The following is a 19,260-nucleotide window of genomic DNA, read 5'->3' as shown; positions in this document are numbered from 1 at the left end:
GAAGCTGTATGCAAGTCAATATCAGTGGACAGCATGTAGAAGTCACCCAGCCGCTGCGCGATTACGTGCTCGAGAAGCTTGCCAGGGTGGAGAGTCACTTCGACAAGATCACCAACGTGCAGGTCATCATGAAAGTCGAGAAATTGCAGCAGAAGGTCGAGGCGACCCTGCAGATTCCCGGCGGCGAAGTGGTTGCCAACGCGGAACACGAAGACATGTATGCAGCCATCGATGCCTTGGCCGACAAGCTCGACCGCCAACTGAAAAAACACAAGGAAAAACAGCAAAGCCTGCTGCAAGGTGCAGCTGCCCGCTGATCCCTCTCATCCATGATCCGACTTGAAACCATCCTGACCCCCGGCCGTTCCCTGGTGAACGTGCCGGGCGGCAGCAAGAAGCGCGCCCTGGAAAAGGTCGCCACCGTCATTGCCGAGCAAGTGCCCGAGCTTGTCATGCAAGATGTCTTCGAAAAGCTCATCGCGCGCGAGAAACTGGGCTCTACCGGCTTTGGCAATGGCATTGCCATTCCCCACTGCCGACTCGAAGGCTGTTCCTCCCCTGTCAGCGCTCTGATGCACCTGGATGCGCCGATCGACTATGACGCCATCGATGGCGCCCCGGTGGATTTGCTCTTCGTCCTCTTGGTCCCGGAAGCCGCCACCGATGCCCATCTTGAACTGCTGCGCCAGATCGCCAGCATGCTCGATCGCAAGGAGGTTCGTGATCGCCTGCGTGCCGCCGACAGCAGCGAGGCCCTGTACCAGGTTGTCCTGGACGCACAGAACGAGCACTGAACATGCGCCTGATCATCGTTAGCGGCCGGTCCGGCTCCGGCAAGAGTACCGCCCTCGATGTACTGGAAGATCACGGTTTCTACTGTATCGACAACTTGCCCGCCGGGCTGCTGCCGCAGCTGGCGGAAAATGCGCTGATCAACACCGAGCTGCTGCAGCCAAAAGTGGCGGTGTCGATCGATGCGCGCAATTTGCCCAGCCATTTGTCGCGTTTCCCGGATTTACTGTCCGAGGCCCGTGGGCGGCATATCAAGTGCGATGTGCTGTTTCTCGATGCTGATGAAGACACGCTGCTCAAACGCTTTTCAGAAACCCGTCGGCGCCACCCGCTGACCAACGCCGACCGCTCGCTGGCGGAGGCGATTCGCGTCGAAAGCGAATTGCTGGGGCCCATTTCTGACCTGGCCGATCTCAAGATCGACACCACCAGCCTCAACCTTTATCAACTGCGCGACTCGATCAAGCTGCGCCTGCTCAATCAGCCTGAGCCGGGCACGGCGTTTCTCGTCGAATCGTTCGGTTTCAAACGTGGCATGCCGGTCGATGCCGACCTCGTGTTCGACGTGCGCTGCCTGCCCAATCCCTACTGGAAGCCTGAGTTGCGCGAGCACTCCGGATTGGAGCAGCCGGTCATCGACTACCTGGCCGCGCAACCTGACGTCGAAGAGATGTTCAACGACATTTCCAGCTATCTGCTCAAATGGCTGCCGCGCTTCGCCGCCAGCAATCGTGCCTATGTCACCATCGCCATCGGCTGTACCGGCGGCCACCATCGCTCGGTCTACCTTACCGAGCGGCTGGGCCAGCTGTTGCAGCAGTCATTGAAAAACGTCCAGGTCCGCCACCGCGACCTCTAGCCAACAGGATCTACCGCACGATGCCCGCCCGCGAAATCACCATCATCAACAAGCTGGGCCTGCATGCCCGGGCGGCAGCCAAATTCGTCGGTGTAGCCGGCAAGTTCCCGTGTCAGGTGCGCGTTGGCCGCGCACCTGACAAGCTGGTCGATGGCAAGAGCATCATGGCCGTGATGATGCTCGCCGCTGGCAAAGGCACCTGCGTGCATCTGCTGACCGAGGGCGAGCAAGAGGCAGAGGCGATGCAAGCGCTGGTGGCCTTGATCGAGAATTTCTTCGACGAAGGCGAGTGACCACGCTGCGAAGCCAGGTCATTCGCGGGCAAGCCCGCGAACAGTGGTCAGGACATGGCAGTGTCCATCACCATCATCAGGCAGAAACCGATGCACAGCCCGAGGCTGGCCAACCGCTCATGACCGTTGCTGCGTGATTCCGGGATGATTTCCTGGGTCACCACCAACAGCATCGCGCCGGCTGCGCAGGCAAGGCCCAGGGGCAACAGCAACTGCGCCACGTTCACCAGCCAGGCACAGATGACTGCAGCCAACGGTTCGACCAACCCGGAGGCCGCGCCGATCAAAAACGCCTTGAAGCGTCCCATCCCCGCCCCTGCCAGCACCAGCGCGATGACCAACCCTTCCGGGACATCTTGCAGGGCAATGCCCATGGCCAGGCTGTCCGCATCTGGCATGGCGCCACCGGCCGATACCCCAATGGCCATGCCTTCCGGAATGTTATGGGCGATGATCGCGATCACGAACAGCCAGATGCGCGCGGCGATCACCGGTTGTTGATCGTCGCCGACCAGGGTTGGCGGTGATGCGCTGCCAAACTTCAAGTCGACCAGGAACAAGCACAGCGCACCGAACAGCAGCCCGCAACTGATCAGCCCGCCCGCTCCCCAGGCGCTGAACCCGATGGCCTGGGCGGCGCCGAGGCCGGGGATGACCAGCGAGAACGCCGTCGCTGCCAACATCACCCCGGCGCCAAAGCCCAACAGGGTGTCGGCCACGGCCACTGGCATGTTGCGAATCACCAGCACCGGCACCGCGCCCAGCGCTGTGCCAAGTGCGCACAGTGCGCCGCCTTCAAGGGCACGCAACATGCGTGGTTCCAGGTCCAGCCAGGCAATGCCTCGGGCTATCAACAAGGCGCTGCCGGCGAGCAACAGCAAGGTGCCCAGTGCCAGCCGGAACAACCGCACACTGCTGACAGACATCACCTCGGTGCGCATACCGCTGCGGCTCACTTCAAGGCTTCGTGATAGCGGCGATCGACATCCGCCCAGTCGATGACGTTGTAGAAGGCGCCGATGTATTCAGGGCGGCGATTCTGGTACTTGAGGTAATAGGCGTGTTCCCACACGTCCAGACCAAGAATCGGCGTATTGCCATGCATCAGCGGGCTGTCCTGATTGCCGCTGCTCTCGACCACCAGGGTGCGTTGCGGGGTTACGCTGAGCCATGCCCAACCACTGCCGAAGCGGGTCAAGGCGGCTTTGGTGAACGCCTCCTTGAAGGCCTCGAAGCCGCCCAGTTCGCTGTCGATGGCCGTGGCCAGCTGGCCCTTGGGCTGACCGCCGCCGTTGGGCGACATCACGGTCCAGAACAGGCTGTGGTTGGCATGCCCGCCGCCGTGGTTGGTCACCGCTGCGCGCAGGCTTTGCGGCAGGCTGTCGATCGCCGCCACAAGTTTCTCGACCGGCCATTGCGCCCATTCGGTGCCTTCGACGGCAGCATTGAGGCCGTTGACATAGGTTTGATGGTGCTTGGTGTGATGGATTTCCATGGTCTGCGCGTCGATGTGCGGTTCCAGCGCATCGTAGGCGTAGCTCAGGGCAGGCAAGGTATGCGGCATATCAATGGATCCCGTAGGCATGGGTGGAAGGTGCCAGGTCCGGCTGCGCAGCGAGCTCGCTGGCCTCGGCACCTGGGCGGTTGAGCAGACGTTCGGTACGCGGGTACTGGCCGTACTCGGCGATGAAATTCAGCAATTCGGTGTAGGTGCGGCTGCTGTGACGCAGCGCTGCATCGCGCAGTGCTTGCGCCAGGCGCGTATCCTGGCTGGCATGCAACAAGTGCGAGTGAGCAGCGCACAGGTAGTCTGCGCTCTCGTGGGGCTGATTCAGCCGCAGGTGCAGGTCGGCCAGGTTGTGATGGGCGATGACCAAGGCCGCCACCGCTTCATCGACGTCATGCCAGCGCTCGAACAGCACCTGCGCCAGGGCCAGCGCCTGCAGATAGTGCTCGCGTGCATCGACCCACTCGCCCTGTTGAAAGAGCCGATTGGCATGCTCTGTGGTGCGTTTCCAGTGCTGCATGGCGTCGATCTCCAATGCACGGCGGCTCAGAGGCCGCCGGCAGTCAGTTTTTCCGGATTGAGCAGCGCTTCGAGGCGCTCGCGGGACAACTCGGTGTGCTCCAAGGCGACATCGATGATCGGCCGGCCTTGCTGATAGGCGGTCTTGGCGATCTCGGCAGCCTTGAGGTAGCCAATGATCGGATTCAGCGCAGTGACCAGGATCGGGTTGCGCGCCAGCGCTTCCTGGAGCTTGTCTTGATTGACCTTGAAGCTGGCGATCGCCTTGTCCGCCAGCAGCCGACTGGCATTGGCCAGCAGCTCGATGCTCTCGAGCAGGTTGCGGGCGATGACCGGGAGCATCACGTTCAGCTCGAAATTGCCTGACTGCCCAGCCACGGCAATGGTCGCGTCGTTGCCGATGACCTGGGCGGCGACCATCGCCGTGGCCTCTGGAATCACCGGGTTGACCTTGCCGGGCATGATCGAGGAGCCCGGTTGCAAAGCCTGCAATTCGATTTCACCGAGCCCGGCAAGCGGGCCTGAGTTCATCCAGCGCAGGTCGTTGGCGATCTTCATCAGCGCCACGGCCGTAGTCTTGAGCTGGCCGGACAGTGCCACGGCGGTGTCCTGGGAACCGATCAGCGCGAACAGGTTCTGGCCAGGGCGGAATTCGACCTGGGTCAGGGCGCTCAGCTGCTGGGCGAAACCTGCCGCGAAGCGTGGGTGGGCGTTGATGCCAGTGCCGACCGCAGTACCGCCCTGGGCCAAGGCCTGCAGGGCCGGCAAGGTGGCGCTGAGCTGGGCATGGGCGTGCTTGACCTGTGCCGCCCAGCCATCGAGCACCTGGCTCATGCGCACGGGCATGGCATCCATCAGGTGGGTACGACCGGTCTTGATGAACGGATGCACCTGCCGGGACTTGGCCTCGGTCACTTGCACCAGGTGCTCCAGGGCAGGCAACAGCTGCTCGTGCAGGGCAAGTGCGGCGCTGACGTGGATGGTGGTGGGAATGATGTCGTTGCTGCTTTGACCACAGTTGACGTGATCATTGGCGTTGACTGGCTCGCCGGCGAGGCGGCTGGCCAGGGTGGCCACGACTTCGTTGGCGTTCATGTTCGAACTGGTACCGGAGCCGGTCTGGAACACGTCCACCGGGAAGTGCTCGATGAAATCCCCAGCCAGCAACTGCTCGACCGCCTGGACAATGGCCTGGCCCTGCCCAGCCGTCAGCTGCTGCAGTTCGACATTGGTCTGGGCCGCCGCCGCCTTGGCCAGCAGCAGCGCGCGAATGAACTGCACCGGCATGCGCTGGCCGCTGACCGGAAAGTTATCGACCGCACGCTGGGTCTGGGCGCCATACAAGGCCGTCGCCGGCACCTGCAGCTCACCCATGCTGTCGCGCTCGATTCGGGTATCAGTCATCGTCGTGTCCTTGCATCAGTTCTTCAGGGGAGATCGAAGGCAGCAGCTGGCAGTTGGCCAACTGCAGGGCGTAGGGCTGCCAGCGCACGTTGTGTTTCTGCCGATCGAGGTTGCGCATCTGCAGCAAGGGTCGCCAGGCCTGATCCAGGCACAGGCAGCGCCAATGCCAGGGCAACATGCGATCGCAGGCAGTATCGAGCAGCAGCCGGAAAGAAGTGAGCGCCACGGTCCATGGCGAGGTTTCAGTGCAGCACACCAGATAGCGGCCTTCGGCCAAGTAGTGCTCGATCAGGCGCGGCTCGTCGGGCTCGAGCGCGCAGCGGATACGCCGGCTCAGCCAGCGCCAGTTTTCAAGATAGGGCAGTTCGCGCAGGACGGGTCTCATGAACATCATTGCCGTGTTACTGGATAATGATATTCATTATTAATTGATAAACGGAATCACTTCAAGCTTTCGAGAGGTAATAAAAAACCCGGCTGTGCGCCGGGTCTTGATCGGACCGTCTGCTCAGCTGCCTGCGACGGTCATCCGCTCGATCAGCACCGAGCCGGTGTGGATATTGCTACGGGTCTCGATATCGCTGCCGATTGCGACTATCTGCTGGAACATGTCCTTCATGTTTCCAGCGATGGTCACCTCTTGTACGGCATGCTGGATCTCGCCATTCTCTACCCAGAACCCTGCAGCGCCGCGCGAATAGTCACCCGTGACCATGTTCAAGCCATGGCCCATCAGCTCGGTGACCAACAGGCCGCGCCCCATGCGCCGGATCAACGCCGCCTGGTCTTCCACCCCATGCGTGACATACAGGTTATGCACGCCGCCAGCGTTGGCCGTGCTCGGCAAGCCGAGCTTGCGGCCTGAGTAGGTACCCAGCAGATACGACACCAGCTCGCCGTTATCGACGAACGGTTTGGCATAGGTCGCCAGGCCGTCGCCATCGAATGCGGCGCTGCCCAAGGCCCGCGGGATATGCGGACGTTCGTCGAGGGTCAGCCAGCTGGGGAACAGGCGTTGGCCCATCGCCCCGTCGAGAAATGACGACTTGCGGTACAGGTTGCCGCCGGAAATGGCCGACAGGAAACTGCCGAACAACCCGCCCGCCAGTTCTGCCGAGAACAGCACCGGCACCTCGCAGGTCGGCACCGGCCGCGCACCGAGGCGGCTGGCGGCGCGCTGGGCCGCGCGTACACCGATGCTGCGAGGATCGGCCAGCAACTCGCCCTGACGGTTGACGTCGTACCAGTAGTCACGCTGCATCTGACCGTCGCCTTCGGCGATCATCACGCAGCTCAGGCTGTGCCGGGTCGAGGCATAAGCGCCGATGAAACCATGGCTGTTGCCGTATACCCGGCAACCCTGGTGGGTATTGAGGCTGGTGCCGTCAGCGTTGAGGATGCGTGGGTCGGCATCAAATGCCGCCGCTTCGCAGGCCAGGGCCATTTCGATGGCTTTTTCCGGCTCGATGCCCCAATCGTGATACAGATCCAGGTCGGGAATCTCGCGGGCCATCAGCGCGGCGTCGGCCAAGCCCGAGCAATCGTCCTCAGAGGTGTGCCTGGCAATCGCCAATGCGGCAGCCACGGTTTCGCGGATGGCCTCGGGACCACTGGCCGAGGTACTGGCCGAGCCCTTGCGCTGCCCCACATACAGGGTGATGCCAAACCCTTGGTCACGGTTGAACTCGACCGTTTCGACTTCGCGCTGGCGGACCGTGGTGGACAAGCCCTGCTCCAGCGACACCGCCACCTCGCAGGCGCTGGCACCCTGCTTGCGCGCTTCAGCGATGATCGCTTCGACCTGCTCCTGCAACGCTGGCAGATCCTTCGGGCCTACGCTTTGGACTGCACTCATGGTTTTCTCCACTCAAATTCTGCGTTCGGCAAGGGTCATTCTACGACCGGGCCGGACAAGCGGCCCCCGACTGGTTATCATGGCGGCGATTTCTAGCGGACTGCCACCATGGTTGATTCATACGACGACGCCTTCGACGGCGAAAAAAGCAAGACCCAGATCAAGCGCGAGCTGCATGCGCTGGTCGAACTCGGCGAGCGCCTAACCACGGTCAAGGCCGATACCCTGGCTCGCCTGCCGCTCACCGATGAGCTGCGCAAAGCCTTGGCCGATGCCAGCAAGCACACCGCCCACGGTGCCCGCAAACGCCACATGTCGTTCGTTGGCAAGCTGATGCGCGACCAGGATCTGGACGCCATTCATGCGGTGCTCGAGCAGATCGACAGTTCCAGCCGCCAGTACAACGAGCGCTTCCACAACCTCGAACGCTGGCGTGACCGTTTGATCGACGGCAACGACGAAGACCTCGAACGCTTCGTCAACGAATACCCGGAAACCGATCGCCAGCAACTGCGCTCGCTGATCCGCCATGCCCAGCACGAAAAGGCGCGGAACAAACCGCCTGCCGCTGCGCGCAAGGTGTTCAAGTACATTCGCGACCTCGACGAAATGCAGCGCGGCTTGCGCTGAGTCTGCAGGGGGCCGCCTTGCGGCCCAATCGCGGCCAGTCCGGCGCGAACGGACTGCAAAGCGGTCCCCAGGGCCATCACGCGCCAGTACCGCCCACGGTGATCGCGTCCAGCTTCAAGGTAGGCTGGCCGACACCGACCGGTACCGACTGCCCATCCTTGCCGCAGGTGCCCACGCCACTGTCCAGCGTCAGGTCGTTGCCGACCATCGACACGCGGCTCATGGCTTCCGGACCGTTGCCGATCAGTGTGGCACCCTTGACCGGTGCGGTGATCTTGCCGTCCTCGATCAGGTAGGCCTCGCTGGTCGAGAACACGAACTTGCCGCTGGTGATATCGACCTGGCCGCCGCCAAGATTGGCGCAGTAGATGCCCTTTTTCACCGAGGCGATGATTTCCTGCGGATCGCTGTCGCCGGCACGCATGTAGGTGTTGGTCATGCGCGGCATCGGCAGGTGGGCATAGGACTCGCGCCGGCCGTTGCCAGTGACCGCCATACCCATCAAGCGGGCGTTGAGCTTGTCTTGCATGTAGCCCTTGAGAACGCCGTTCTCGATCAGGGTGGTGCACTCGGTCGGTGTACCTTCGTCATCGACGCTCAAGGAACCCCGCCGCCCCTGCAAGGTGCCATCGTCGACGATGGTGCACAGGCTGGACGCGACCTTCTCGCCGATCCGGCCACTGAACGCCGAGCTGCCTTTGCGGTTGAAATCGCCCTCAAGCCCATGCCCGACTGCTTCATGCAGCAGCACCCCTGACCAACCAGAGCCGAGGACCACGGGCAGCGTGCCCGCCGGCGCCGGAATCGCCTCAAGGTTCACCAACGCCTGACGCAAGGCTTCGCGGGCATAACCCATGACCCGCTCTTCGTTGAAGAAACGGTAGTCGGTGCGCCCGCCACCGCCCTGCCCGCCGCGCTCGCGACGACCATTGTGCTCGACGATGACACTCACGTTGAAGCGCACCAGTGGACGTACATCGGCGGCCAGGCTGCCATCGGCAGCGGCAATCAGGATACGTTCCCAGACCCCGGCCATGCTCACGCTGACCTGCTGAATGCGCGGGTCGAGGGCACGGGTGGCAGCATCGACCCTCTTGAGCAGCTCGACTTTCTCGGCGCGGCTCAGCACATCCAAGGGGTTTTCCGGCGCGTACAGCGCCGTCACGTCCTGGCTGCGAAAGGCCTGGACCGTGCCGTTCTGCCCGGCACGGGAAATCGAACGGGCCGCGCGGGCAGCGGAGGTCAGCGCCTCGAGATTGATGGCGTTGCTGTAGGCGAAACCGGTCTTTTCACCCGACTGGGCACGTACGCCGACGCCCTGATCGAGGTTGAAGCTGCCTTCCTTGACGATGCCGTCTTCCAGCGCCCAGGTTTCGGAAATCTGGCCTTGGAAGTACAAGTCGGCGGCATCGATGCCTGGGCCTGCCAGCTCGCCCAACACGCTCTGCAGGCTGTCGAGGGTCAGGCCGCCAGGGGTCAGGAGCTGCTCGCTGACGGTGGATAACATCTGGCTCATAGTCACTCCGAGGTGAGCGCAGGCCGCAAGGCGTCCTGCGAGAAAAAGCGCCGGTGCGTAATGACCGGCATGCGCGCCCTGATGGACGCTTGTTCATCGATGTCGCGCTGGGCAAGCAATACCGCTTCGCCGCGCGCCTGTTGTGCGACGACTCGCCCCCAAGGGTCGACGATCGCGGCATGGCCGTGGGTTTCCCGCGGGCCTGGGTGAATGCCGCCCTGAGCAGCAGCCAGGACATAGCACTGGGTTTCGATGGCGCGGGCGCGGATCAGCACGTCCCAGTGCGCGGCGCCGGTCACCGCAGTAAAGGCCGCAGGCGCGGTGATCAGCTCGGCACCTGCGCTGCGCAGCGCACTGTACAACTCGGGAAAGCGCAGGTCATAACACACGCTCAGCCCCAGTCGACCCACCGGCGTGTCAGCCACCACCACGCGTGCCCCGTGGGCATAATCGTCCGACTCCCGGTAACGGCCACGACTATCGGCCACATCCACATCGAACAGGTGAAGCTTGTCGTAGCGTGCCACCACCTCACCGTGTTCGTCGATCAGCAGTGAGCAGGCGTGTGCCTTGGCCTGCGGCTGGCCGTGTGGCGGCAGCGGCAAAGTACCGGCGACAATCCATAACCTGAGGTCACGTGCGCTGCGTTTCAACCAGGGCAGCACCGGACCTTCGCCCAAAGCCTCGGCGCGGCCCAGGGCGGCGGCATCCTTGCGCCCCATGGCGACGAAGTTTTCTGGCAGCACCGCCAGTCGCGCACCGCCCAGTGCGGCTTGTTCGAGCAAGGCGCTGGCACGCTGCAGGTTGGCCAGCACGTCGTCCTGGCTGACCATCTGGATGACCGCAACCTTCATGGGCACTCCCACACTCATCGGTTGAAAGGTTTCACAAAGGTGATTTTAGGCTCTTTTACGGGCCCTTCGACGCGATAATGCACGCTGGCAAAGCGCGACACGCGGTCGCCGATCAGTTGGTCGACCAAAAACAGCGCGCCGCCGACTGCCGGTGCCCCCACGATCAGCGCAGCCAGCGGCAGATTGTTGGTAACCGGCAAGGTCACCTGCAAATTGGCTGCAACGCGGTCGCGCACCAGGTCCAGCGTGCCATCGAGCTCGAAATTGCTGGACGGCCCGGTCACTGCGATGGGCTCACGCGTGACATACACGCCGTCGCTGGCGACCAGCAGGCCTTTGACCCGGTCATACGCCAGGCCTTTTTCGAACAAGTCGGAGAAGTCCAGGCGCAGGCGCCGCCCGATGGAGTTGAAGTTGAGCAAGCCAAATACCCGCAGCGCCTGGGCGCCGCCCTCGACCTCGACGAACTGGCCGCTGCGCAACGCCGCGTCCATGCTGCCGGAAAAGCGTTTGAGATCGACCCAGGCAGGCGAGCCTGGCCAGCGACCGTCGACATCCAGGCGGAATTCGCGGCTGGTCACGGTGGGCGCAAAGCCCCAGGCCTTGAGCACCTCAGCGAGGTTCCCGCCGGCCAGGCGGCCCTTGTACCAGCTGCTGGTTGCGCCGGTTGTACCCTCCCAGGCGCCGTTACCGTCGATTTTAAGACCTTTGAAATCGAGGGCGATATCCTGCGCCGACACGCCACCGGCAGTGGGTCGCAGTTTGAGCGCAGCGCTGCCGTACAGATCATCGCCGCGATACAGCTTGTCGATGCTCAGATCCAGCGCGGGCACATCGTGCGGATCGAACGAGGCCAGCGGATCTGGCCCCTGCTCGGCCTGCCCCTGCGCCGGATCAGCCGCCGGCAGACGCAGGGTCTGCAGGCGCACGGTCATCGGCGCCGCCTTGGCATCCGGCAGACGCGCATTGCCGATGACTTCCTTGCTGTCCACCCGCAGGTCCCAGGCCGGGCCACCACGGGCCAGGCGTACCACCGCCTGGTTGAGCGTGGTGCCCAGGGCATGCAACTGGCCAATGCTGAGATCGACACTCTGCAGCAGTTGACGCGCGTTACCGCCTGGATCATCCCCGGCAAAGCGCGCCGCCTGTTCTTGCCAAGGTGCAAGATCCAGACTCTCCAGCCGCCCTGTGACCCTCAGCCCTTGCCCTACTGGCAACAGCGCCTGACCACTGCCGAGGAGCAATTCGCCGCGACCCTGATCGAGTTTTTCTGCAGGTGCCGCGTAGGCAAAGCGCGCCAGGTCCGCATACGCGGCATCGAAACGTCGCTCGGCGCCTTGCAGGTTCATGCCAAAGCGGCTGGCGCGCGTCTGCGTGGCAGACTTGCCGAACGGCGCAGGCAGATCGATGGCCAGGCCTTTGAGCGAGGAGTCGACACTCAGGCTGTTGTCCCGGCTGCCCAAGTTGACCTGCAACTGATAGGGCAGCTCGCCCGAGGCAGGCAGGTTCTGCTTGAACTGCAGCCAGTCGGTCAGGGCTTTGAGTGCCACCGTGCCGCTCGCGTCGATGCGCGTCTGCATGGCGCCGGGCTGGCCCTCGGCGCTGATCTGCGCGGTCACCGGCTTGCCGAACGCCTGCAAGCTGATGTCCTTGCCGCTCAGGCCCTTGTCCAGATCGAAACTGAAATCGCCTTTCAGGCGAGACAGCTCCAGGGTAGGCGGGGTGATTTTCAGGCGCGCATCGGCTGTGGCGAAGTCCACCCGGACCTTCGGCTGCTCGCCATGCGCCAACGGTATCTCGAGCTTCACCTTGCCTTTGAGCGGGCCCTCGCCTTCCCAGCCGGCGAAGATCTCGCCGGTGCCGATCGGCGCTTGCTGGAGGATCTTCAAGCCATCGCCGAGCCTGCCATCGAAATCGCCGTCCAGGAACAGCCGGCTGTGCTCACCGTCCTCGACATGAGGAATGTTCACCGCCACGTCGCTGACCTGGGTATCGAGCAGCAAACCCTTGCGCGCCTTGATGCGCACGCCGCTGTCCTCGATCAGCACGTCGCCGTCGACGTGCTGCACCTGCGGCCAACCGGGTTGGAAATCCAGCGCAGCGTCGTTGACCTTGAAGAACAGGCTGATGCTGCGCGCTTGCGGCGAAGCGCCATGGTTCAACGAGCCTTGGTACTGGAAATAGCCCTCATCGACATTGCCCTTGACGATGGCGCTGCGCAGCCATTCATCCAACGCCGGGCTGAGCACCTCGGGCAGGTACTTGGCGGTATAGCGACCATCGCCTTCGGTAAGCCCCACGCGCAGGTCCATGTAGCTCTCTCGGCCTTCGTCGAACAATAGGCGGATCAGGAAGTCGCCGGCGATCTTGCCCTCTTCGCCGAGCACCTTGAGGTAGGGCGCAACGAGGGTGAAGCCGTGTTCGTCAAGCGCCCAGGTGAGCCGGGCGTTGGCCTTTTGATAGTGCCAGGGCTTGGCGAAGATCGGGTACAGGTGGAGCATGAAGGCATCGGTGTCCAGGCGCAGTTCACCGTGCCCCAGATCGCCGCTGATGCTGCCACTGACGTTATCGGCCGCTGGCGCGCCATGGTAGGCGTCGAAGCCGACACGCTCCAGGTTGGCAGCAAATTGCAGGCGCTGGTTGCCTTCGGCGTGAGGCCGGGCCTCTAGTCGGACATTGCGCAGCGCACCGGTGACCTTGAGGCCGTCGACCACGGCCCTGAGCGTGTCCGGGATGGGGGCAAGGGCGTCGATCAGCGGGGTCAAGGGCGCCAGGTCAAGACGATCTGCCTGGATCAGCCAGGTTTCGCTGGCCGGGTCGCTGCCCAACTGTTGCTCCGCTTGCAGGTGCGTCTCCCAGCGCTGCTTGCCGATGTCGGCAGCAAGCGAGTCGACGACCACGCCAATGCCTTGCTCGCGGCGCTGCAACCAGGCGGACACGGCCAGGTTATCCAGTGTCACCGCCTTGCGCTCGCCGTGGGCGCCGCGCAACTGCGGGGCGTTGAGACGGACCACGGCGCGTTGCAACTGGCGCTGGCGCCAGTCGATCCAGAACTCGCCGCCGGCACGCAGCGTTTCAGCGTGCCACTGGCCCAGCAGACGCGGCGGCAGCCACTTCGCCCAGTCGCCCTGCGGCAGGCTCAGGTACGCTTTGACCGCACCCTCGCGCCAGGCCTCGGCAGTGGCCTGGCTGCGCAAGTTGAGCGCCAGCGGCTGGCCGTCTGGCAGCGTCGCCCGCAGGTCCAGGGCCTGGCGCGTCGGCCCGGCCTTGAGGCCGACACTGGCGTAAGTGAGCGTAAGCGGGTCGCGTTGCCACGGGTGCAGGGTCAACTGGCTGTCGAACACATCGATGCGGCCCAGCTGGCGGAGACGCTGCAGCAGCTGGGCCGGGTCGAGCGGCGTATCGTCCTGCCGGGGCAGCCCCTCGACCGCCCAGGCGCCCTGCTCGTCTTCGCGCAGAATCAACTGCACGCCGGCCAGTTCGACGTGTGCCAGGCGAACTTCGCGCGAAGTCAGGCTGGCCCACAGGTCCGGGACTACCTTGACCTCATCCAGGCGTAATGCCGAGGCGCCCTCGCCGATTTGCAGATCGCGCACGCGCAATACCGGCGCCAGCCCGCTCCAGCGCCCGTCCAGGGCACCCAGGAGCACGGGCAAGCCCAGCGCTTGCTCGACTTTGTCCTCAACCTCAGCCCGATATTCGCCTACCAGCGGTATGAGCGCGCGGCCGAGGCTGACATACAACGCCACCACAACTGCGAGCAACGCGCAGATCCCCAACCCCCAACGGGTCATGGCGGCAAGAACGCGGTTCAGACGTCCCATGGCCGTGGCCCTCCAGGTCGTTTATCCATGATGGCCCGACGTGCCAGATTTGCCACCCGGCGCCGCCCGGGGCGTTCAGCCAAACCCCTCAGAGCAGCACCACGTCATATTGTTCTTGCGAATACATCGACTCGACTTGGAAACGAATGGTTCGCCCGATGAACGCTTCAAGCTCTGCCACGTTGCCAGACTCCTCGTCCAGCAGGCGATCGACCACCTTCTGGTTGGCCAGCACGCGATAGCCTTCAGCCTGATAGGCGCGGGCCTCGCGCAGTATCTCGCGGAAGATTTCGTAACAGATCGTCTCAGGCGTTTTGAGCTTGCCACGCCCCTGGCAAGCCAGGCAGGGCTCGCACAACACTTGCTCAAGGCTCTCGCGCGTGCGTTTGCGGGTCATCTGCACCAGGCCCAGCTCGGTGATGCCGATGATGTTGGTCTTGGCGTGATCGCGTTCGAGCTGCTTTTCCAGGGTGCGCAACACCTGGCGCTGGTGCTCCTCGTCTTCCATGTCGATGAAGTCGATGATGATGATCCCGCCGATGTTGCGCAGGCGCAGCTGCCGGGCGATCGCGGTGGCCGCTTCCAGGTTGGTCTTGAAGATGGTTTCTTCAAGGTTGCGATGGCCAACGAATGCGCCGGTGTTGACGTCGATGGTGGTCATCGCTTCAGCCGGATCGACCACCAGGTAGCCCCCGGACTTGAGCAGCACCTTGCGCTCCAGGGCGCGCTGGATTTCATCCTCCACGCCGTACAGGTCGAAGATCGGGCGCTCGCCGGGGTAATGCTCCAGCCGATCGGCAATCTCGGGCATGAGCTCGATGACGAACTGCGTGGTTTTCTGGAACGTTTCCCGCGAGTCGATGCGGATCTTCTCGATCTTCGGGTTCACCAGGTCGCGCAGCGTGCGCAAGGCCAGGCCTAGGTCCTCGTAGATGACCGTGGGAGCGCCACAGGTGCTGATCTGGCTGCCGATCTGCTCCCACAGGCGGCGCAGGTAGCGGATGTCCTGCAGGATTTCTTCGGCGCGCGCGCCTTCGGCGGCGGTGCGCAGAATGAAGCCGCCGGCGTCCTTGATGTTTTCGCTGTCCATGCAGTCGCTGACTACGCGCTTGAGGCGTTCGCGTTCCGCTTCGTCTTCGATTTTGAGGGAAATGCCGACGTGGCTGCTGCGCGGCATGTACACCAGGTAACGCGAGGGAATCGAGAGCTGGGTGGTCAGGCGTGCGCCCTTGGTGCCGATTGGGTCCTTGGTGACTTGCACCACCAGGGCCTGGCCTTCATGCACCAGGGCAGTGATGTTTTCGACGGCGGAGCCTTCGCGCTGGGAGATTTCCGACGCGTGGATGAATGCTGCGCGCTCAAGGCCAATGTCGACGAATGCCGCCTGCATGCCCGGCAAGACCCGCACCACCTTGCCCTTGTAGATATTGCCGACGATACCGCGGCGCAAGGTGCGCTCGACGTGCACTTCCTGCAGCACCCCGTTTTCCACCACCGCCACGCGTGATTCCATCGGGGTGATGTTGATCAGGATCTCTTCACTCATGGCAGGCTCTCGTCAAAGGTCTTGGGTAATGATGGATCGCAGGCGTCTGGCTGGCTACCGCTGCTTTGTTACCTCAGGCAAAAGCGCCGGGACCTGCCAACAGTCGATGCCGAAACGGGCGAGCAGCTCGGCCGTTTCGCACAGCGGCAGGCCGACCACTGCCGAATAGCTGCCTTCAAGTGCGGTGACGAACACCGCGCCCAGGCCTTGGATGGCGTAACCACCGGCCTTGTCCGCCGGCTCGCCGCTGGCCCAGTAGCGCTCGGCCTCTGCGCGGGCGATGGGACGAAACCGGACGCTGCTGCTGACGCACTGGAGGTGGCGCGACTCACCGTCGCTCAAGGCAAGCGCGGTGAGGACCTGATGCTCGCGGCCGCCGAGCTCGGCCAGCATCGCCAGGGCGTGTGCCTGGTTGTCCGGCTTGCCCAGAATGCGCCCATCGAGCACTACGGCCGTGTCAGCTCCGAGCACCACTGCACCGGCCTGGGCGAGCGCACCTTCACTGAGCAGCCTGGCCAGCCCGGCCTCGGCCTTGGCCAACGCCAGACGCTGCACATAGGCCACAGCGCTTTCGCCAGGCAGCACGGTTTCATCGATGGGGGCGCTGACCACGCTGAACGGCACGCCGATCTGCTCGAGCAGTTCCCGCCGGCGCGGGGAGCCGGAGGCGAGGTAAAGTGGTTTCATGCAGACATCTCCCTGTCAGTGGCGCGGCGTGTCAATGGATGTGCAAGCGCCGGCGCACATCGCGCAGGGCGAAGCTGACCCATGGCCAGAGCAAGGCACTGATGACCGCCGACCAGACCAGCGCCAGGGTCGGCAGGCGGTTGCCGGTCAGGGCGCTGAGCCACAACTGGATCAGCTGGGCGATGCCGAAGATCACCAGGATCACCAGGCTCTGTTGCCACAGCGGGAACATGCGCAGGCGCTGTTGCAACGACAGCACGAGGAACGTGATCAGGGTCAGGATCAGCGCATTTTGCCCCAGCAGCGTGCCGTACAGGACGTCTTCGGCCAGGCCAAGAATGAAGGCGGTGGTCATGCCGACCTTGTTCGGCACCGTCAGGGTCCAGAACGACACCAGCAGCGCCAGCCACATGGGCCGGAACACCTCGAGGAACTGCGGCATCGGCGAGACGCTGAGCAGCAGCCCCACGGCGAACGTCAGCCAGATGACCCAACCGTTGTTGCGGCGCGACTTGGCCATCATTGCCTCCGTGGCTGGGCGGGCGCCGCGGGGGTCGCGGCAGGGCTGGACGGTGTTGCGGCCGGGGTCGCCTGCGTTTGCCCCGCAGGCGCAGGCGTCGCCGGGCTGGCCGATTGGGCAGGCGCTGGCGCGGTGGCGGCTGGCTCGCCGGTGCTGCCCGGTTGCGCTTCGCCCTTGCGATCGGCCTCTTCCTGAGCCAGCGCCGCGTCAGTGGCACGCTGCTCGGGGCTGCGCCGATCGCTGAACACCAGCAGCATGTAGCGACTGCGATTGAGTGCAGCGGTCGGGATGGCCCGGACAATCGCAAAGGGTTGGCCGGAATCGTGAATCACTTCGTTGACCGTAGCCACCGGGTAGCCGGCCGGAAAACGCTGACCCATGCCCGAGCTCACCAGCAGGTCACCTTCCTTGATGTCGGCGGTGTCGGCGACATGACGCAGCTCGAGGCGCTCGGGGTTGCCGGTGCCGCTGGCAATGGCGCGCAGGCCGTTACGATTGACCTGCACAGGAATGCTGTGGGTCGTATCGGTCAGCAACAGCACGCGTGAGGTGTAGGGCATCAGCTCGACCACCTGGCCCATCAGGCCACGGGCATCGAGGACCGGCTGACCGAGGAAGACGCCATCGCGCTCGCCCTTGTTGATGAGGATGCGGTGGGTGAATGGATTGGGGTCGACCCCGATCAGCTCGGCGACCTCGACCTTCTCGTTGACCAGCGCCGAGGAATTGAGCAGTTCGCGCAGGCGCACGTTCTGCTCGGTCAGGGCTGCCAGCTTCTGCAGCCGCCCTTGCAGCAGCAAGGCTTCGGTCTTGAGTTTCTCGTTCTCTGCGATCAGCTCGGTACGGCTGCCGAACTGACCAGCCACGCCCTGCCACATGCGCTGCGGCAAGTCGGTGATCCAGTACGATTCCATCAACACCAGGCCCATCTGGCTGCGCACCGGTTTGAGGACGTCGAAACGCGCGTCGACCACCATCAAGGCGACCGACAGCACCACCAGTACGAGCAGGCGAACGCCCAGCGAAGGGCCCTTGGAGAAAAGCGGTTTAATGGGCCGTTCCTCGTGGACGACTCAGGAGGTCATTGGACATGGGACAACGCACCAGCCTGGTTGCGGGTTGACGGAAACGACGCCCTCGGGGACGCCAGCCCAGCGCTTACAGGTAGCACTGCGCGGGCTACCTGTAAACCGGGCATTCAGGGGCGGCGCGACTCACTCGCTGGAGAGCAGGTCCATCGCGTGCTTGTCCATCATCTCCAGGGCGCGACCGCCGCCACGGGCGACACAGGTCAGCGGGTCTTCGGCGACGATCACCGGCAGGCCGGTTTCCTGGGCCAGCAGCTTGTCGAGGTCACGCAGCAGGGCGCCACCACCGGTCAGCACCAGGCCACGCTCGGCGATGTCCGAGGCCAGCTCTGGCGGCGACTGCTCGAGGGCGCTCTTGACCGCCTGGACGATGGTCGCCAGGGATTCCTGCAGGGCTTCGAGCACTTCGTTGGAATTCAGGGTGAAGGCGCGTGGTACGCCTTCTGCCAGGTTGCGGCCGCGTACATCGACTTCGCGCACTTCGCCGCCTGGGTAGGCAGTACCGATTTCCTGCTTGATGCGCTCGGCGGTGGATTCGCCGATCAGGCTGCCGTAGTTGCGGCGCACGTAGGTGACGATGGCCTCGTCGAAGCGATCGCCGCCCACCCGTACGGATTCGGCGTAGACCACACCGTTCAGGGAGATCAGCGCGATCTCGGTGGTACCGCCACCGATATCCACGACCATCGAGCCACGGGCCTCCTCGACCGGCAGGCCGGCACCGATGGCGGCGGCCATCGGTTCTTCGATCAGGAACACTTCACGGGCACCGGCTCCCAGGGCCGACTCGCGAATGGCGCGGCGCTCGACCTGGGTCGACTTGCACGGCACGCAGATCAGCACGCGTGGGCTGGGCTGCAGGAAGCTGTTTTCGTGAACTTTGTTGATGAAGTACTGCAACATTTTTTCACAAACGCTGAAGTCGGCGATCACGCCGTCCTTCATCGGACGAATGGCAGCAATGTTGCCAGGCGTACGGCCCAGCATGCGCTTGGCTTCGGTACCGACGGCGACGACGCTTTTCTGGTTGCCGTGGGTACGGATGGCAACAACCGAGGGCTCATTCAGGACGATACCGCGCTCACGCACGTAAATTAGGGTGTTGGCAGTCCCCAGGTCGATGGAAAGATCGCTGGAAAACATGCCACGCAGTTTCTTGAACATGGGAAAGTGACCCTGGGGAAAGCGTGGGTAAAAAAGTGCGGCAAACTCTAACAATGGCAGGGATTTTGGGCAAGGAGCCAATATGTTAAATTGGCTGTTTTTCCGAGCAAGCCAGCAGATGATCGCGGCCGTTGGACCGCCAAAATGCTGACATGTTCCTCACCCCGGACCTCATTCCGTTCTTTGTTTCCCCCTGGAGATC

The 19,260-nt window shown here is 63.7% G+C and carries 19 protein-coding genes; 5 read left to right on the top strand and 14 right to left on the bottom strand.

Annotated features, from left to right (window positions below; all coding sequences use genetic code 11):
- The first annotated feature begins 8 nt into the window (after positions 1–8).
- Genes hpf through ACLEJW_RS01415 form a run of 4 tightly spaced genes read left to right on the top strand, consistent with a single transcriptional unit; the run spans position 9 to position 1,944 of the window.
- Positions 9–317 carry a ribosome hibernation-promoting factor, HPF/YfiA family gene (gene hpf / locus ACLEJW_RS01430; protein ID WP_003255135.1) on the top strand — a complete coding sequence of 103 codons (309 nt, stop codon included), beginning with the start codon at positions 9–11 and terminating at the stop codon, positions 315–317.
- A gap of 12 nt (positions 318–329) precedes the next feature.
- Positions 330–794 (top strand): PTS IIA-like nitrogen regulatory protein PtsN, encoded by a 465-nt coding sequence (ptsN, locus tag ACLEJW_RS01425; protein WP_440776881.1) that lies wholly within the window; start codon positions 330–332, stop codon positions 792–794.
- 2 nt (positions 795–796) lie between these two features.
- The gene (rapZ, locus tag ACLEJW_RS01420; RefSeq protein WP_145185218.1) at positions 797–1,651 is read left to right on the top strand and encodes an RNase adapter RapZ; all 855 of its coding nucleotides are present in this window, start codon (positions 797–799) and stop codon (positions 1,649–1,651) included.
- A 20-nt stretch (positions 1,652–1,671) separates the two neighbouring features.
- On the top strand, positions 1,672–1,944 hold the full coding sequence (locus ACLEJW_RS01415; RefSeq protein ID WP_313295567.1) for an HPr family phosphocarrier protein: 273 nt from the start codon (positions 1,672–1,674) through the stop codon (positions 1,942–1,944).
- 47 nt (positions 1,945–1,991) lie between these two features.
- Here the strand turns inward: ACLEJW_RS01415 and ACLEJW_RS01410 are convergent, their stop codons facing one another.
- From ACLEJW_RS01410 to pmbA, 6 genes are all read right to left on the bottom strand, one after another.
- A complete protein-coding gene (locus ACLEJW_RS01410; RefSeq protein WP_313295682.1) occupies positions 1,992–2,885 on the bottom strand; it encodes a ZIP family metal transporter in 894 nt (297 codons plus the stop codon).
- An 11-nt stretch (positions 2,886–2,896) separates the two neighbouring features.
- Positions 2,897–3,508: a superoxide dismutase gene (locus tag ACLEJW_RS01405; protein WP_145185212.1), complete on the bottom strand. Its 612-nt coding sequence runs from the start codon at positions 3,506–3,508 to the stop codon at positions 2,897–2,899.
- A 1-nt stretch (position 3,509) separates the two neighbouring features.
- The gene (locus tag ACLEJW_RS01400; RefSeq protein ID WP_145185211.1) at positions 3,510–3,971 is read right to left on the bottom strand and encodes a hypothetical protein; all 462 of its coding nucleotides are present in this window, start codon (positions 3,969–3,971) and stop codon (positions 3,510–3,512) included.
- Positions 3,972–3,997: 26 nt separating this feature from the next.
- A complete protein-coding gene (locus tag ACLEJW_RS01395; protein ID WP_145185208.1) occupies positions 3,998–5,374 on the bottom strand; it encodes a class II fumarate hydratase in 1,377 nt (458 codons plus the stop codon).
- Positions 5,367–5,768, bottom strand: a complete 402-nt coding sequence (locus ACLEJW_RS01390; protein WP_440776880.1) for a FagA protein — start codon at positions 5,766–5,768, stop codon at positions 5,367–5,369. Before ACLEJW_RS01390 ends, ACLEJW_RS01395 begins: the two co-directional genes overlap by 8 nt.
- 114 nt (positions 5,769–5,882) lie before the next feature.
- Positions 5,883–7,229 (bottom strand): metalloprotease PmbA, encoded by a 1,347-nt coding sequence (gene pmbA, locus ACLEJW_RS01385; RefSeq protein WP_145185202.1) that lies wholly within the window; start codon positions 7,227–7,229, stop codon positions 5,883–5,885.
- A 108-nt stretch (positions 7,230–7,337) separates the two neighbouring features.
- On the opposite strand from pmbA, the gene yjgA reads away from it, so the two are divergent.
- A complete protein-coding gene (yjgA, locus tag ACLEJW_RS01380; protein ID WP_027920225.1) occupies positions 7,338–7,859 on the top strand; it encodes a ribosome biogenesis factor YjgA in 522 nt (173 codons plus the stop codon).
- Positions 7,860–7,935: 76 nt separating this feature from the next.
- Here yjgA and tldD read toward each other — a convergent pair whose 3' ends face one another.
- The 8 genes from tldD to mreB all read right to left on the bottom strand — a co-directional run bounded on the left by tldD (position 7,936) and on the right by mreB (position 19,058).
- Complete coding sequence (gene tldD, locus ACLEJW_RS01375; protein WP_440776879.1) at positions 7,936–9,375, bottom strand: metalloprotease TldD; 1,440 nt, start codon at positions 9,373–9,375, stop codon at positions 7,936–7,938.
- Between the two features lie 2 nt (positions 9,376–9,377).
- The gene (locus ACLEJW_RS01370) at positions 9,378–10,229 is read right to left on the bottom strand and encodes a carbon-nitrogen hydrolase family protein (protein WP_440776878.1); all 852 of its coding nucleotides are present in this window, start codon (positions 10,227–10,229) and stop codon (positions 9,378–9,380) included.
- A gap of 14 nt (positions 10,230–10,243) precedes the next feature.
- Entirely contained in the window at positions 10,244–14,053 is a 3,810-nt protein-coding gene (locus tag ACLEJW_RS01365; protein ID WP_440776877.1) for a YhdP family protein, read from the bottom strand.
- 88 nt (positions 14,054–14,141) lie between these two features.
- The gene (rng, locus tag ACLEJW_RS01360) at positions 14,142–15,599 is read right to left on the bottom strand and encodes a ribonuclease G (protein ID WP_145185191.1); all 1,458 of its coding nucleotides are present in this window, start codon (positions 15,597–15,599) and stop codon (positions 14,142–14,144) included.
- A gap of 54 nt (positions 15,600–15,653) precedes the next feature.
- Positions 15,654–16,286 carry a Maf family protein gene (locus ACLEJW_RS01355; RefSeq protein WP_440776876.1) on the bottom strand — a complete coding sequence of 211 codons (633 nt, stop codon included), beginning with the start codon at positions 16,284–16,286 and terminating at the stop codon, positions 15,654–15,656.
- 31 nt (positions 16,287–16,317) lie between these two features.
- Positions 16,318–16,806 carry a rod shape-determining protein MreD gene (mreD, locus tag ACLEJW_RS01350; RefSeq protein ID WP_145185187.1) on the bottom strand — a complete coding sequence of 163 codons (489 nt, stop codon included), beginning with the start codon at positions 16,804–16,806 and terminating at the stop codon, positions 16,318–16,320.
- The gene (gene mreC, locus ACLEJW_RS01345) at positions 16,806–17,828 is read right to left on the bottom strand and encodes a rod shape-determining protein MreC (RefSeq protein WP_409520649.1); all 1,023 of its coding nucleotides are present in this window, start codon (positions 17,826–17,828) and stop codon (positions 16,806–16,808) included. Before mreC ends, mreD begins: the two co-directional genes overlap by 1 nt.
- 192 nt (positions 17,829–18,020) lie before the next feature.
- Positions 18,021–19,058 (bottom strand): rod shape-determining protein MreB, encoded by a 1,038-nt coding sequence (gene mreB / locus ACLEJW_RS01340; RefSeq protein WP_003255163.1) that lies wholly within the window; start codon positions 19,056–19,058, stop codon positions 18,021–18,023.
- Positions 19,059–19,260 lie beyond the last annotated feature (202 nt).

This window comes from Pseudomonas sp. SMSB3, from assembly GCF_052041965.1.
Classification (GTDB): domain Bacteria; phylum Pseudomonadota; class Gammaproteobacteria; order Pseudomonadales; family Pseudomonadaceae; genus Aquipseudomonas.
Note: the sequence above shows the minus strand (reverse complement) of the source record. Positions and strands in the feature narration are given on the sequence as shown.

Bases quoted from the DNA above. Each gene is read 5' to 3' on its own strand.
- hpf (WP_003255135.1), top strand. From the start codon at position 9: ATGCAAGTCAATATCAGTGGACAGCATGTAGAAGTCACCCAGCCGCTG.
- ptsN (WP_440776881.1), top strand. From the start codon at position 330: ATGATCCGACTTGAAACCATCCTGACCCCCGGCCGTTCCCTGGTGAAC.
- rapZ (WP_145185218.1), top strand. From the start codon at position 797: ATGCGCCTGATCATCGTTAGCGGCCGGTCCGGCTCCGGCAAGAGTACC.
- ACLEJW_RS01415 (WP_313295567.1), top strand. From the start codon at position 1,672: ATGCCCGCCCGCGAAATCACCATCATCAACAAGCTGGGCCTGCATGCC.
- ACLEJW_RS01410 (WP_313295682.1), bottom strand. From the start codon at position 2,885: ATGCGCACCGAGGTGATGTCTGTCAGCAGTGTGCGGTTGTTCCGGCTG.
- ACLEJW_RS01405 (WP_145185212.1), bottom strand. From the start codon at position 3,508: ATGCCGCATACCTTGCCTGCCCTGAGCTACGCCTACGATGCGCTGGAA.
- ACLEJW_RS01400 (WP_145185211.1), bottom strand. From the start codon at position 3,971: ATGCAGCACTGGAAACGCACCACAGAGCATGCCAATCGGCTCTTTCAA.
- ACLEJW_RS01395 (WP_145185208.1), bottom strand. From the start codon at position 5,374: ATGACTGATACCCGAATCGAGCGCGACAGCATGGGTGAGCTGCAGGTG.
- ACLEJW_RS01390 (WP_440776880.1), bottom strand. From the start codon at position 5,768: ATGATGTTCATGAGACCCGTCCTGCGCGAACTGCCCTATCTTGAAAAC.
- pmbA (WP_145185202.1), bottom strand. From the start codon at position 7,229: ATGAGTGCAGTCCAAAGCGTAGGCCCGAAGGATCTGCCAGCGTTGCAG.
- yjgA (WP_027920225.1), top strand. From the start codon at position 7,338: ATGGTTGATTCATACGACGACGCCTTCGACGGCGAAAAAAGCAAGACC.
- tldD (WP_440776879.1), bottom strand. From the start codon at position 9,375: ATGAGCCAGATGTTATCCACCGTCAGCGAGCAGCTCCTGACCCCTGGC.
- ACLEJW_RS01370 (WP_440776878.1), bottom strand. From the start codon at position 10,229: ATGAAGGTTGCGGTCATCCAGATGGTCAGCCAGGACGACGTGCTGGCC.
- ACLEJW_RS01365 (WP_440776877.1), bottom strand. From the start codon at position 14,053: ATGGGACGTCTGAACCGCGTTCTTGCCGCCATGACCCGTTGGGGGTTG.
- rng (WP_145185191.1), bottom strand. From the start codon at position 15,599: ATGAGTGAAGAGATCCTGATCAACATCACCCCGATGGAATCACGCGTG.
- ACLEJW_RS01355 (WP_440776876.1), bottom strand. From the start codon at position 16,286: ATGAAACCACTTTACCTCGCCTCCGGCTCCCCGCGCCGGCGGGAACTG.
- mreD (WP_145185187.1), bottom strand. From the start codon at position 16,806: ATGGCCAAGTCGCGCCGCAACAACGGTTGGGTCATCTGGCTGACGTTC.
- mreB (WP_003255163.1), bottom strand. From the start codon at position 19,058: ATGTTCAAGAAACTGCGTGGCATGTTTTCCAGCGATCTTTCCATCGAC.